Genomic DNA, 14,465 nt, shown 5'->3' with positions numbered 1-14,465 from the left:
GAACCAATCACCGCTGAAGACGTGAAATTTTCCTACCGGATTCTGACCACCGAAGGTCACCCGTTTTACCGCAACTACTACGCGGATGTAGACAAGGTGACCATTGAAAACAGTCACCGGATTCGCTTTGACTTTGCGCAAACCAACAATCGGGAACTACCCCTGATTATTGGTCAGATGCCCGTCCTGCCAGAACATTTCTGGCAGGATCGGGAGTTTGAAAGCAGCGGCCTGACCATCCCGGTGGGCAGTGGCCCTTACCGGATTGCCTCTTTTGACGCAGGCCGCTCCATTACCTACCAGAGAGTCGACGACTACTGGGCCAAAGATCTGGGTGTACGCAAGGGCCGTTTCAACTTCGACACCATTTCCTACGAGTACTACAACGACGACACCGTCGCCCTCGAGGCATTCAAGGCGGGCAACTTCGATTTCCGCCAGGAAACCTCAGCCAAGAACTGGGCAACCGCCTATACCGGCCGCCAATTCGAGAGCGGCGATATCGAGAAGGAAGCCATCGAACACCACCGCCCCACAGGCATGCAGGGTTTTATCTTCAATACCCGCAAACCGGTGTTTCGGGATCCTCTGGTTCGGGAGGCGCTGGCCTACGGTTTTGATTTCCAGTGGGCCAACCAGAACCTGTTCTTTGGCCAGTACACTCGCACCAGCAGTTATTTTGAGAACAGCGATCTTGCCTCGTCGGGCTTGCCTGAAGGGCGAGAGCTTGAAATTCTTGAAGCCTATCGGGATCAACTAAGCCCCGACGTTTTCACAGAGGCCTATGTACCACCGGATACCGGTAAAGGCGTCAGCCTGCGGGACAATCTGCGTACCGCACTAAAACTTCTGACCGAAGCCGGGTATCAGATCAAGAATGGCAAAATGGTCCATCAGGAGACTGGCAAACCACTGGCATTCGAGATCCTTCTGTTCCAGAAAAGCTTTGAACGAGTGGTTCTGCCCTTCAAACAGAATCTTGGAAAGTTGGGTATCGATGTGTCGGTGCGGCTGGTCGACAGTAACCAGTATGTTCAGCGGGTTCGGAGTTTTGATTTCGACATGATCACCCAGGTGCTGCCTCAATCTGATTCTCCGGGCAACGAACAACGGGACTACTGGCACTCGAGTAATGCCGATGTACCCGGCTCCCGCAATTTCATGGGCGTTAGCGATCCCGTCATCGATGAGCTGGTCAACATGGTCATTCAGGCGCCGGACCGGGAAGAGCTTGTACGCCGGGTGCACGCACTGGATCGTGTGCTGCTGAATGGCCATTACGTGATCCCGCACTGGCATTTGCGCAAGGATCGGGTGGCCTACTGGAACCACCTGAAACGCCCGGCCAACACGCCCAAGAACGGCATCGACCTTAACAACTGGTGGAGTGAACGCTGATACCGTTCGCTATCACGACGCTGTAGTAAGGACTGCTCCCTGAATGGGCATTTACATACTCCGCCGCCTCGCCCTGATCATCCCCACCCTGGTGGGGATCATGCTGTTGAATTTTGTCATTGTTCAGGCCGCTCCCGGTGGCCCCATTGAACAGATTCTCGCGGAGATGGAAGGCCACGGCAGCAGCGCTCTGGCGCGCGCCGGTGGTGGCGATGTCGGCAGTGAAGTGGCGAGCAGTTCCGGAGACAGCCGGGCCTCCCGGGGCCTGCCGCCCGAACTTCTTGAAGAACTTGAGGCCATGTACGGCTTCGACAAGCCTGCGCACGAACGCTTTTTCAAAATGCTGGGCGATTACGCCACCTTCGATTTCGGCGATTCCTTTTTCCGGGACAGAAGCGTCGTCGAACTGATTCTGGACAAGATGCCGGTCTCCATTTCCCTCGGCCTCTGGTCCACGCTGATTATCTACCTCGTCTCCATTCCACTGGGCATCCGTAAGGCGGTCACGGATGGCTCCCGGTTCGATGTCTGGACCAGTTCCGCGATCGTGGTCGGCTACGCCATTCCCGGATTCCTGTTTGCCATCCTGCTGATCGTACTGTTTGCCGGCGGTAGCTATTTCGATCTGTTCCCGCTCCGGGGCCTGACCTCGCCGGGTTTTGACGAGATGACCTGGTACCAGAAGGTTGCTGATTATTTCTGGCATCTCGCCCTGCCAGTGACCGCAAACGTGATCGGCGGGTTCGCTACCCTCACGCTGCTGACCAAGAACTCGTTTCTGGACGAAATCAGCAAGCAGTATGTGGTCACCGCCAGGGCCAAGGGCCTGGAAGAGAAGCAGGTGCTTTACGGCCATGTGTTCCGTAATGCCATGCTGATTGTCATTGCCAGTATGCCCGGCGTTCTGGTGGCGCTGTTCTTTACCGGGTCGTTGTTGATTGAGGTAATCTTCTCGCTGGACGGCCTCGGCCTGCTTGGTTTTGAGGCTGCCCTCAACCGGGATTATCCGGTCATTTTCGGCACTCTCTACATCCTGACGCTGATGGGGCTGGTGATGAAGCTGATCAGCGACCTCACTTATGTCGCGGTTGATCCGCGCATCGATTTCGAAAGCCGGGAGGGTGCGTAATCGTGGCAACCCTCTCGCCGATTCAGCGCAGACGACTCAATAACTTTACCGCCAACCGGCGCGGCTTCTGGAGCCTCTGGATTTTTCTGGTGCTGCTTGGCCTCTCGCTGTGTGCGGAACTGATAGCCAACGATAAACCCCTGGTCGTTTCCTACAACGGAGACTGGTACTTTCCGGTCATTCAGCAAGTGCCCGAAGAAACCTTTGGTGGTTTTCTACCCACGGAAGCTGATTACCGGGACGACTTCATTGCGAGCGAAATCCAGAGCAATGGCTGGATGCTCTGGCCGCCCATCCGCTTCAGCTATAACACCATCAACTACGAGCTCACCGTGCCCTCACCTGCGCCACCCAGTGCCGAGAACTGGCTGGGAACCGATGACCAGGGGCGGGATGTGGCTGCCAGGGTGATCTATGGTTTCCGTATTTCGGTGTTGTTCGGCCTGACGCTCACCATCGCCAGTTCCATCGTTGGCGTTGCCGTTGGCGCACTTCAGGGCTACTACGGTGGCAAGATCGATCTGTTTGGCCAGCGCTTTATCGAGATCTGGTCTGGTTTGCCCATGTTGTACCTGCTCATCATTCTGTCTTCGATTGTTCAGCCCAATTTCTGGTGGTTGCTGGGCATCATGCTGCTGTTCAGCTGGATGGGGCTGGTGGATGTCGTGCGGGCTGAGTTTCTCCGCGCCCGTAACTTCGAGTATGTGAAAGCCGCCAGAGCACTCGGCCTGGATAATCGCAGAATCATGTTCCGGCACATTCTGCCCAATGCCATGGTGGCAACCCTCACGTTCATGCCGTTTATTCTCACCGGCGCCATAACCGGGCTCACGTCTCTGGATTTCCTGGGGTTCGGCCTGCCCTCGGGATCGCCATCACTGGGTGAACTGATTGCCCAGGGTAAAGCCAACCTTCATGCCCCCTGGCTGGGTATTTCCGCATTCGTGTCACTGGCCGTCATGCTTACGCTGCTGGTGTTTGTGGGAGAAGCGGTGCGCGATGCCTTTGACCCGAGAAAGAACTGATATGAGTGACCTGCTTTCCATCTCGGACCTGTCCATCACCTTCGATAACGGCCCACGGGTGGTTGACGGGCTGTCATTAAGCATCGACAAAGGCCAGACTCTCGCGCTGGTTGGCGAAAGCGGCTCCGGCAAGTCGGTATCTGCCCTGTCGATACTTCGGCTGCTGGATGAACGTCATGCGGCTTATCCCGCCGGACAGATCCTCTACAAGGGCGAAGACTTGCTGCAGGCGAAGGAAAAGCGCCTGCGCCAGATTCGTGGCCGGCACATCAGCATGATCTTCCAGGAGCCGATGACCTCGCTCAATCCGTTGCATACCGTCGAAAAGCAGATTGGCGAGACCCTGGAGCTACACAAAGGCATGCGCGGCCCCCAGGCCCGGAAACGCTGCCTGGAATTACTGGAACTGGTCGGGATTCCGGCCCCGGAGACCCGCCTGACGAGCTACCCACACCAATTATCGGGTGGGCAAAAACAGCGGGTAATGATTGCCATGGCTCTGGCCAATGAACCCGATTTGCTGATTGCGGATGAGCCCACCACGGCACTGGATGTGACGGTTCAGAAACAGGTGCTGGAGTTGCTGAAATCATTGCAGCAGAAGCTGGGCATGGCAGTGCTGTTAATTACCCACGATCTGAACATCGTCCGCCGGTATGCCGATTACGTGGTGGTGATGGAACGGGGAAAAATGGTCGAACAAGGCGCGACAGAAGCGCTGTTCAGGTCGCCCTCTCATACCTACACCCGTAAACTCATTGACGCGGAACCACCGGAGCACCCTCTGCCAGCCAGTAGTGGTACCGAAACCCTGATGACCGTAAACAACGTGAATGTGCATTTCCCCATTCGCAAGACCCTGCTGGGCAAGGTAAAAGAAAGCTTCCACGCGGTACAGGATGCCAGCTTCGAGCTGCGTGCCGGTGAAACCCTCGGTATTGTCGGCGAAAGTGGCAGTGGCAAAACCACACTGGGCCACGCCTTGCTGAAACTCACTCCGAGCACAGGCCAGTTCAGCCTCTGCGGCACAGAGCTGTCCGCCCTTTCCCAGAAGGCTTTCCGGCCATGGCGCCGGCGCGTTCAGATTGTCTTCCAGGATCCGTTTGGCAGCCTCAGCCCGCGGATGTCCGTTGAAGAAATCATCCGTGAAGGACTGGAAATCCACGAGCCCGGGAGTTCCGGGCAGCACGAAGCCAGGGTTATCCAGGCCCTTCAGGATGTGGGACTGGATCCGGCCGCACGGCATCGGTATCCACACGAGTTCTCGGGCGGCCAGCGTCAGCGTATTGCCATAGCACGCGCGCTGGTTCTCCAGCCAGACCTGATGATTCTGGATGAACCCACCTCCGCCCTGGACAGAACGGTACAGAAGCAGGTGATCGAGCTTTTACGGGAAATTCAGGCCCGATATAGGCTAAGCTACATCTTTATCAGTCATGATCTGGCCGTTGTTCGCGCACTCAGCCACAAACTGCTGGTACTCAGGCAAGGCCGGATTGTGGAATACGGCGATGCAGAGACCATTTTCCGGGAACCACAACAGCCGTATACCCGGGAACTGCTGAATGCCGCATTTTTCTATCAGTCTACGACCAATTGAGCGTTACCCGACCCTGACAGGTCGGGGATAATGCGCCGAAACCACGGAACACAGGGAGCAGAAACCCATGGGAATCCTCAGTGGCAAAAAAGCACTGATTGTTGGCGTCGCCAGCAAACATTCCATTGCCTACGGCATTGCCGAGGCCTTCGCTCGTGAAGGCGCCGAAATGGCCTTCACCTATCAGAACGAGAAACTGCAGTCCCGCGTTGAGAAGTTTGCGGAACAGTGGGGCAGCAAACTGACTTTCCCCTGTGACGTCGCCAGCGACGAGCAGATTGACCAAGTATTCGAGCAACTGGGCAAACACTGGGACAACATCGACATCATCATCCATGCGGTTGGTTATGCGCCGGCCCATGAGCTGGATGGAAACTACGTGGACGTCACCACCCGTGACGGATTCCGGATTGCCCACGATATCAGCTCATACAGTTTCGTGGCCCTCGCCAAGGGCGCGCGCAAGATGATGCACGAAGGCAGCAGTCTGCTGACCCTGAGCTACCTGGGCGCCGAGCGGGTGCTGCAGAACTACAACGTGATGGGTCTGGCCAAGGCGTCTCTCGAAGCCAACGTACGCTATATGGCCGCCAGCCTGGGCAAGGAAGGCATCCGGGTGAACGGTATCTCAGCGGGCCCGATCAAGACCCTGGCCGCTTCAGGCATCAAGAGCTTCCGCCGCATGCTGGCCGAGAACGCCAAGCAGGCCCCCTTGCGTCGTAACGTGACCACAGAAGAAGTTGGCAACGCCGCCGCCTTCATGTCGTCCGACCTGGCCTCTGGTATCACCGGTGAAATCCTGTATGTGGACGGTGGTTTCAACATCACCGGCATGGCGGAGATGGACGCCTGATAGGTTCCCTACGTCAGCCATAGCAAAAGAGCCGGCGCGATGCCGGCTCTTTTCGTTCAGCTTTCCGAGAGTGCCCTGGCAACCGCCTCGATCCAGTCCAGATAGTCAGTTTCATCTGACTCAAGTACCCGGACGCCAATCAGATACCCCCACTCCGCCTCGCGACACCACATGACCTCGACACTCAGCCGGAAGTGCTCTGCGTGTTCCCCGAGACTTACCTCCGCAACCAAAATCGACCCGATGCTAAGCGATGCCTCGCACAACAGACTGATTCCACGGGCCGATATGTCGCGCACCTGACATTCCAGCCTGTCGGATACACCATCCAGTGTCGACGGCTCCGACTCCGGTTCGGCCGATTCCAGGAGTATCCAGGCACGCGCCCGGGCCGTTAGACGGTAGTCCTCACGAAGGTCTTTCCCTGACGGTAAGTCGTCCTCTATTCCGAACCCATAATCATCATCGATCATCGTTCACCTCAGTTCCGACCAACACGGATACGCCCGACAACGCGGCTCAGGGTGTCATCAAACTCGGCCGAACTGCCAAGCACGCGAATTCGACCTCCCACGATTCCGTTAACCAGTTCGTCCTGGAGAAATTCCCGGCGATTGAGCCCCAGACGATCCACAAACACATATTTCCGCGAGGCAGAAATCTTGACGGCGAGCTTGAGCCGGACAGGGTCGTCATCCCGGGTTTCCTGAGTGAGCACAATCCAGCCGCCGAGCGCGATACCTTCGACCTGTTTGGTGGCCACCAGCTCTGCCTCTTTTCGCAAACGCTCCTGCTCTGCCTTTTCGTCTGCCACCCTTTGGCGCTCGGCCTCTTCACGTTCTCGTTCGAGTGCCTGCTGGCGTGCAAGCTCCTCTTCCCGACGGCGTTGCTCGGCCGCTTCCCGTTCCTTCCGAAGCGCTTCGGCCCGGGCGCGGGCTTCCTTGGCCGCTTTTTCACGCTGTTCCAGTTGCTTGGCGCATACTTTAGACAGCACTTCGAGGGTTTCGGCAAGCACCTGGCCAAAGGCTGTCGGCTCCGGAAGCGGCCTGAGTCCTCCGCTGGCAAGTTCGGCCTGGAATTCCTTCCAGGGCTGCAGCCCAAGTTTGACACCGGCACCATTGGTCCAGAGCACTTCTCCGCTGTCAGGTAACAGAGCAAAGAAGAAACGTCGCTGCTCCCGTGCACCCTCACCCTCTACAAACCACTGACCGACCAGAGGTTCGGATTCATCGGCCGGCACCGACTCATTCACCAGCCAACTGCTATCCCAGGAAAAATCGGAATCGGGCGAAAGCGCGGGCTCCAGTTCTGGTGTTTCCCCTCGAATTCGAGCCACAATTACCGCCTGGATCTCGTGCAATGCCTGTTCGGGAGCACCCTCACCCAGAGCGCGAGTCCAGACTTCGCGGACGCGGTCGCCGAGTTGTTCCCCGACGTGATACAACCGGTTACGATCCCGATCAGAAAGCTGGGGGTCGCCCACCCAGACCAGCCACTCCAGTAATTTGTTGGCGTGCCGATGCACTTCACTGTCCGCGCCTTCGGCCCAGACACTCTGTTTCAACACCTTGTGCCAGTCGGTCAGGATAAAGCGGGTAATGGCCGGCGGTAGCTGACGGCCCGTCAAGGCGCGGCCGATCAGAGCCCTGGCCACCTGATCTGACAAACGCTGGCGTGAAGCCCCCTGTTCGGTTTCCAACAAACGTTCCCGTAGCCGCGCCACCTGATCATCCCGCTTTCGGGTATCAGCAAGCCATTGGCTGCAGTAGTGCTCCAGCGGATCACGGCTGCCAGCCTCAAAGCTACCGGATACAGTAATTACCAGGCTATCGAGCTGATCCAGCAATACGCGGGATGATCGGCCACCGGTATCACTCCAGCCACGCCATTCCTGAAGGTTATCAAGCCAGTCCAGAAGTACCCCGCTGAACACCTCAGCACCACACAGATCCAGTTGCCATGCGAGCCAGAACCGTAAGCGCGCTATACGCCCCACCAGGGCGGCATGCAGGCCGGAGGTTTTCAGGAAGACGTCCATGATCCGGTCGGAAAGGTAGGCTGCGTTCACCTGCCGGACGGTCCACTCAATCTGAACCGAACGCAGCACTTTGGTTACCCGCTCATCCCGCTGTTCCGTCCAGCAGGACATCAACAAGGGACGCCAGTCGGGTTCCTGCTCCGGAGAAGACTTACTGGCGGGGTATGGCAGATCGGGCACCCGGATCCCGGACAGAACCCGGGTAATCCTTTCTGAAACCACCTTTCGGGAGGAAGAGACAGCCTGTGGTTTCGTTGATGAGGGCGACATCCGTTACCTGTTGTCCTGAAGCGTTGAGAAGCGTTGAAAAGGGCCTGCAAATAACGCAGTATAACCAACTCGCCGGGGTTTACTGCAACCAAGTATCCCACTCGCACTTATTATTCAATCATCCGGACAAAAGAATGAATATACCGGGTGAGGTAACGACAAGATTCGGGGAAGCACAACAAGATGTCGGGTAAGAAACTGGAAAACCTGAACGTGGCCAGCCAGGAAACACTGATCACTCCTGAAGCACTGAAGCAAGAGATGCCACTGTCAGAAAAGGCAGCCGAAACCGTTGCCAATGGTCGGCAAGCCATCTACGACATTATGGATGGCAAGGATCACCGTTTGTTCATCGTCGTAGGCCCCTGCTCGATTCACGATGTAGAAGCTGCCCGCGATTATGCCGCCCGACTGAAAAAGCTCGCCGATGAAGTCAGCGATACACTGTTGATCGTCATGCGCGTGTACTTCGAGAAACCACGCACCACCGTAGGCTGGAAAGGCCTGATCAACGATCCGCACCTGAATGATACCTTTGATATCGAGCAGGGACTGCACATTGGTCGCCGCCTGCTGCTGGACATCAATGAGATGGGCCTTCCGGCCGCCACTGAAGCCCTGGACCCAATATCTCCCCAATACCTTCAGGACACCATAGCCTGGTCTGCTATCGGTGCCCGTACCACCGAGTCCCAGACCCACCGGGAAATGAGCAGCGGCCTGTCCATGGCCATCGGCTTCAAGAACGGCACCGATGGCAGCCTCGACGTTGCGGTTAACGCCATGAAGTCAGTCTCTCATCCCCACAGCTTCCTGGGCATCGACCAGCAGGGCAAAGTTGCCATTATTCGCACCAAGGGCAACAACTACGGCCACGTCGTACTTCGTGGTGGTGGCGGCAAGCCAAACTACGACTCCGTCAGCGTAGCCCTGTGCGAACAGGCACTGGATAAGGCCAAGCTGCGCAAATCCATCATGGTGGATTGCAGCCACGCCAACTCCAGCAAGGATCCGGCTATTCAGCCATTGGTAATGCAGGATGTGACACACCAGATTCTGGAAGGCAATCAGTCTATCCAGAGCCTGATGGTGGAAAGCCACATCAACTGGGGTAGTCAGTCTATTCCGGAAAACCTGGCTGACCTGAAATACGGTGTATCCATCACGGATGCCTGTATCGACTGGGAAACCACCGAAAAAGCCATTCGCGACATGCGTGAAAAGCTGAAAGACGTTCTGCCCAAGCGGACCGCCTCTGCCTGAATCCTGAAGCCGGGCCTCACCGCCCGGCTTCTGCTCCCAGCCAATCCAGACGGTTTCGAAGAGAAACCACATTGCCGATGATCACCAGCGTCGGCGCTTGTGCGCCCTCCTCCTGAACCCGATCCACAATCGTTTCCAGAGTACCGGTAATCACTTCCTGTTCCGGTGTGGTGCCCCTGGACACCAGAGCCACGGGCATATCCGCCTGCATGCCGTGGGCCATCAGCTCCCGGCTGATGATCGGTAAACCGACCAGGCCCATGTAAAATACCAGGGTCTGATTATTCTGAACAAAGTCCTTCCACGGCAAATTGCAGGTGTCATTCTTCAGGTGACCGGTGATAAACCGCACTGACTGGGCGTGATCCCGGTGCGTCAGAGGAATACCGGCGTAGGCAGCGCAACCTGAGGCGGCGGTGATACCCGGCACAACCTGGAAACGGACGCCGGCCGAGGCCAGGGTTTCAATCTCCTCGCCGCCACGGCCAAAGATGAACGGATCGCCGCCTTTAAGACGTACCACCCGATAGCCTTCCCGGGCCAGATCCACCAACTGTTGATTGATCTGATCCTGCGGCAGCGTGTGGTTCGAACGCTGTTTGCCAACGTGGATCTTCTGGGTGCTTTCCGGAATAAGGGCCATGATCTCCGGAGAAACCAGGCGGTCGTACAACACCACCTCCGCCGACTGGATCAGGCGCCAGGCTTTGAGGGTGAGCAACTCCGGATCGCCGGGGCCGGCACCGACCAACGCTACTTCACCGGCCGAGTTGTTGGGGTTATCCGTAACCGGATTGGCCCTGTACCGCGTCGGTGCAGAGCCGACGGGTACGCCCTTTACTGGTGCATCCCTGGATTGATCATTCATTGAATACGCTCGACGCCTCCCATGTAGGGTTTGAGTACCTCGGGCACCAGAATACTGCCGTCCGCCTGCTGGTAGTTCTCCATCACCGCAATCATGGCGCGACCTACGGCCAGGCCGGAACCATTGAGGGTATGGACCGGTTCGGGCTTTCCGGTGTCCGGATTACGCCAGCGGGCTTGCATACGCCGTGCCTGAAAATCACGGGTGTTGGAACAGGAAGAAATTTCGCGGTATTTGCCCTGCCCCGGCAGCCAGACTTCCAGGTCGTAGGTTTTGGCGGCGGAAAAGCCCATGTCGCCGCCACAGAGGGTGACCACACGGTAAGGCAGTTCAAGCAGCTGCAGGATCTTCTCGGCGTGTCCGGTCAGTTCCTCCAGCGCCTGAGTGGATTCCTCCGGGCGAACAATGTGCACCAGCTCCACCTTGTCGAACTGATGCTGACGAATCATGCCCCGCACATCCCGGCCGTAAGACCCTGCCTCACTCCGGAAGCACGGCGTATGGCAAACCAGACGCAGCGGCAGTTCGGCATCATCCAGAATGGTATCCGCCACCAGGTTGGTGGCCGGCACTTCCGCGGTCGGAATCAGGTACAGAGGATTGTCGCCGGCTGTGCGGAAAAGATCTTCTTCAAATTTTGGCAGCTGGCCGGTACCAAACAGAGTGTTGGCATTCACCAGATAAGGCACATAGGCCTCGGTGTAACCATGCTGCAGAGTATGCTGATCGAGCATGAACTGAGCCAGTGCACGGTGCAGGCGCGCCAGCTGTCCGCGCATAACAGCAAAACGGGAATGGGCCAGCTGAGTGGCCTTCTCAAAGTCCAGGCCTTTCAGCTGCTCACCCAGGGCCACGTGATCCTTAGGCTCAAAATCGAATTCACGGGGCGTACCCCAGACACGCGTCTCGACGTTGTCGTCTTCACTGGCGCCCGGTGGCACGTCGTCGTCGGGAAGATTGGGAATACCGGCAAAGAAGGCATTCAGGGATTCCTGCACGGAACGCAGTTCGTCCTCGGCGTCACCACGTTGCTGCTTCAGGCTTTCGACTTCTTCCAGCAACGGTTTGATATCCTCACCGGCCGCCTTGGCTTTGCCGATGGATTTCGACCGTTTGTTCTGCTCGCTCTGCAAGTTTTCCGTACGAACCTGAATGGCCCGGCGGCGTTCCTCAAGCTGCTCGAAGGTGGCAATATCAAACTCGAAATTCTTGATAGCCAGCCGACGGGCGATCTCTTCAGTCTGTGTACGGACACGTTTCGGATCGAGCATGTTGTTCCTGATTTCCGGTTAACGAATGAATGGTATGCGGGCATTATACCTGCCGTGAATGCGCTGACCACCACCGGCCGGACACAGGCAGCAAAATTGGCGAGGGATGGGGCTTAGTACCGCTTTTTCGGGCTGCTGGCATCCAGCGAATCCAGGCGTTCGCGCTTCTCCGCCAGCTTGATCTCAAGTCCCCGTTGTACCGGCTGGTAATAGCGCCGCTGGTGGATCGCCTCCGGCAGGTAGGCTTCTCCTGCCGCATAGGCGTCCGGCTCATCGTGAGCGTAGCGGTATTCTTCTCCATGCCCCATGCTTTTCAGCAATTTGGTGGGCGCATTGCGCAGATGTACCGGAACTTCATAGTCCGGATCGCTGCGGATGTCGGCCATGCACTGATTGTACGCCTTGTAAACCGCATTGCTCTTCGGCGCAAGCGCCAGATAGGTGACCGCCTGTGCCAGCGCCAGCTCGCCCTCCGGGGAGCCAAGACGTTCCTGAGCATCCCAGGCCTGCAGGGTAATCTGGAGCGCCCTCGGGTCGGCATTACCGATGTCTTCACTGGCAATACGAACCAGGCGCCGGGCGACATACAACGGGTCGCAACCGCCGTCGAGCATCCGGCACAACCAGTAAAGTGAACCGTCCGGGTTGGAGCCACGCACCGATTTGTGCAGCGCCGAAATCTGGTCGTAGAAGACATCCCCACCTTTATCGAAACGGCGGAGACTGGTCTGCAGTACCTGTTCGAGAGTTTGAGCGGTAACCCGATTATTCCCGTCATCGTCCGGCTCAGCGAGGTCGGCGGCCACTTCCAGAATGTTCAGCGCTCGCCGGGCATCGCCACCTGACGCTTCCGCCATGGTCGCCAGCCCCCCCTCATCTACCCGCAACTGGCCGGCAAAGCCCTGCTCGCTCTCAAGGGCACTGTCCAGCAGCCGTCGTATATCCGCCGCTTCCAGGTTTTTCAGGACATAAACACGGGTACGGGACAGCAAGGCGCTGTTCAGTTCGAAGGATGGGTTTTCGGTGGTTGCGCCCACGAAAATAAAGGTGCCATCTTCGATGTGGGGAAGGAATGCATCCTGCTGGCTTTTGTTGAAGCGATGCACTTCATCCACGAACAAAAGCGTATCCCTGCCCTGGGACTGTTTACGGTTGCGAGCGCGCTCCACCACCTCGCGAATTTCCTTAACGCCACTTAGGACTGCAGAGATGGTTTCGAAGGAAAGGTCGCCGACATTGGCCAGCAGGCGAGCAAAGGTGGTTTTTCCGACTCCGGGCGGACCCCAGAGAATCATGGAATGCAGCTGCCCCTGCTCCACAGCCCGGCGCAGGGGTTTTCCAGGGCCGACCAGGTGAGCCTGGCCGACATAGCCTTCGAGAGAGGTCGGCCGCATACGAGCGGCCAGGGGCTGAAAGCCGGTCTCAGTCTGAAACAGGCTGTCCTGCATCAGGCACCATCCCGAATCACGTCAACCCCCTCCGGATAATCGAGGCGGAAGACACTGGAATCGAGTGCCTGATTCAGTTCAATATGGTCGAAGCTGAGAATGCTCATCTGGGACAATGAATCCCGCATGCGCATTTCCTGCAGCTCTCCGTCATAGAAGCTCAGTCGCAGAGAGGTAAACAGAGAATCCTGGCTACGGGGTACCAGAGTGAACTCACGGGTGCTTTCGCCAAGATCCCGAACGCTCACTTCGTAACTCTCATCCAGGTTCTCTACTTCTCCGCTTAACAGCAGTGCCGGCGTGGTCTGAACCCGCTCATCAAGGGAATGAACGGTTACCTGCTCCAGATCCGGATCATAGACTTCGACTTTGTCGCCATCGCTGACAATAAACTGGGACAAGGGTGCACCGGTCTCCCAGTAAAACAAACCAGGCCGTTTGGCTTTGAGCGATCCACGGGTTTCCTGAACCTGATTACCGTTCTCGTTGACGACAATCTGTATAAAATCCGCCTGATAGGTCTCGTAACCTTTCAGAATCGAGGTCAACTGCTCAGCCGCGCCCCGGGATGCCTGTACGCTCTCAGCCTGGGACAGGCCAGACCACGTTGCTGCCAGCATCAACAGGATTCCTGAAAACATTCTGATCATCTGATAACTCCTAGTCTCTGGGAGGCGGCGGTGCAAGAACTTCTCTGGCACCGTTGTGGCCCGCCGGGCTGACTACCCCCGAAGCTTCCATGGCATCCACCAGATTGGCGGCACGGTTGTAGCCGATCTTGAATTTACGCTGGACCGACGAAATAGACACTCGCCGGTTTTCAGTGACAAAAGCCACCGCTTCGTCAAACAGGGCATCACCCTCTTCGCCACCACCGGCGCCGCCTTCGTTAAGCGTGGGTACGCCTGGAAGGTGCTCGCCCTCGGCGCCATTCAGTACATCATCCACATACTCTGGTTCGCCCCGCGCTTTCCAGGCACTGACCACACGGTGTACTTCGTCATCGTCGACAAAGGCACCGTGCACCCGCACCGGCAAACCTGAGCCTGGTGGCAAATACAGCATGTCGCCGTGGCCCAGCAACTGTTCAGCCCCGCCCTGATCAAGAACGGTACGGGAGTCAATCTTGGACGATACCTGGAACGACATCCGGGTGGGAATGTTGGCCTTGATCAGGCCGGTAATCACATCCACGGACGGACGCTGGGTTGCCAGAACCAGATGAATACCGGCCGCCCTTGCCTTCTGGGCAATCCGGGCAATCAACTCTTCCACTTTCTTGCCGACAATCATCATCATGTC

The 14,465-nt window shown here is 57.3% G+C and carries 12 protein-coding genes and 1 pseudogene; 6 read left to right on the top strand and 7 right to left on the bottom strand.

All coding sequences use genetic code 11. From position 1 onward, the window contains the following. From B3Y70_RS12325 to B3Y70_RS12305, 5 genes are all read left to right on the top strand, one after another. The coding region (locus B3Y70_RS12325) for an extracellular solute-binding protein (RefSeq protein WP_288589903.1) at positions 1–1,398 on the top strand (1,398 nt) is incomplete at its 5' end. A gap of 43 nt (positions 1,399–1,441) precedes the next feature. Then, the gene (locus B3Y70_RS12320) at positions 1,442–2,527 is read left to right on the top strand and encodes a microcin C ABC transporter permease YejB (protein WP_022991191.1); all 1,086 of its coding nucleotides are present in this window, start codon (positions 1,442–1,444) and stop codon (positions 2,525–2,527) included. 2 nt (positions 2,528–2,529) lie between these two features. Next, the gene (locus tag B3Y70_RS12315) at positions 2,530–3,552 is read left to right on the top strand and encodes an ABC transporter permease (RefSeq protein ID WP_114434049.1); all 1,023 of its coding nucleotides are present in this window, start codon (positions 2,530–2,532) and stop codon (positions 3,550–3,552) included. Between the two features lies 1 nt (position 3,553). After that, positions 3,554–5,152, top strand: a complete 1,599-nt coding sequence (locus B3Y70_RS12310) for an ABC transporter ATP-binding protein (protein WP_153739916.1) — start codon at positions 3,554–3,556, stop codon at positions 5,150–5,152. Between the two features lie 67 nt (positions 5,153–5,219). Next, positions 5,220–6,005 (top strand): enoyl-ACP reductase FabI, encoded by a 786-nt coding sequence (locus tag B3Y70_RS12305; protein WP_014421393.1) that lies wholly within the window; start codon positions 5,220–5,222, stop codon positions 6,003–6,005. 56 nt (positions 6,006–6,061) lie between these two features. Here B3Y70_RS12305 and B3Y70_RS12300 read toward each other — a convergent pair whose 3' ends face one another. Together B3Y70_RS12300 and B3Y70_RS12295 are read right to left on the bottom strand one after the other, a co-directional pair. Next, a complete protein-coding gene (locus tag B3Y70_RS12300) occupies positions 6,062–6,478 on the bottom strand; it encodes a PilZ domain-containing protein (RefSeq protein ID WP_113880115.1) in 417 nt (138 codons plus the stop codon). A gap of 8 nt (positions 6,479–6,486) precedes the next feature. Beyond that, complete coding sequence (locus B3Y70_RS12295; RefSeq protein WP_114434047.1) at positions 6,487–8,313, bottom strand: DUF1631 family protein; 1,827 nt, start codon at positions 8,311–8,313, stop codon at positions 6,487–6,489. Between the two features lie 183 nt (positions 8,314–8,496). Here B3Y70_RS12295 and B3Y70_RS12290 point away from each other — a divergent pair, with 183 nt between their 5' ends. After that, positions 8,497–9,576, top strand: coding sequence for a 3-deoxy-7-phosphoheptulonate synthase (locus B3Y70_RS12290; RefSeq protein ID WP_114434046.1), 1,080 nt, complete (start codon positions 8,497–8,499; stop codon positions 9,574–9,576). A gap of 16 nt (positions 9,577–9,592) precedes the next feature. On the opposite strand, the pseudogene cobA reads toward B3Y70_RS12290, so the two are convergent. From cobA to B3Y70_RS12265, 5 genes and pseudogenes are all read right to left on the bottom strand, one after another. Beyond that, positions 9,593–10,399 (bottom strand): annotated as a pseudogene (gene cobA, locus B3Y70_RS12285) (uroporphyrinogen-III C-methyltransferase); the annotation flags it as partial. A gap of 41 nt (positions 10,400–10,440) precedes the next feature. Beyond that, positions 10,441–11,715 carry a serine--tRNA ligase gene (gene serS / locus B3Y70_RS12280; RefSeq protein WP_113880119.1) on the bottom strand — a complete coding sequence of 425 codons (1,275 nt, stop codon included), beginning with the start codon at positions 11,713–11,715 and terminating at the stop codon, positions 10,441–10,443. A 113-nt stretch (positions 11,716–11,828) separates the two neighbouring features. Next, complete coding sequence (locus tag B3Y70_RS12275) at positions 11,829–13,163, bottom strand: replication-associated recombination protein A (RefSeq protein ID WP_273030002.1); 1,335 nt, start codon at positions 13,161–13,163, stop codon at positions 11,829–11,831. Next, on the bottom strand, positions 13,163–13,783 hold the full coding sequence (gene lolA, locus B3Y70_RS12270) for an outer membrane lipoprotein chaperone LolA (RefSeq protein WP_273030000.1): 621 nt from the start codon (positions 13,781–13,783) through the stop codon (positions 13,163–13,165). Before lolA ends, B3Y70_RS12275 begins: the two co-directional genes overlap by 1 nt. Positions 13,784–13,823: 40 nt before the next feature. Then, on the bottom strand, positions 13,824–14,465 hold a 642-nt coding region (locus B3Y70_RS12265; RefSeq protein WP_288589898.1), incomplete at its 5' end, for a DNA translocase FtsK.

Source organism: Marinobacter sp. UBA5687 (assembly GCF_002420325.1).
In the GTDB taxonomy this organism is placed as follows: Bacteria; Pseudomonadota; Gammaproteobacteria; order Pseudomonadales; family Oleiphilaceae; genus Marinobacter; species Marinobacter nauticus.
Note: the sequence above shows the minus strand (reverse complement) of the source record. Positions and strands in the feature narration are given on the sequence as shown.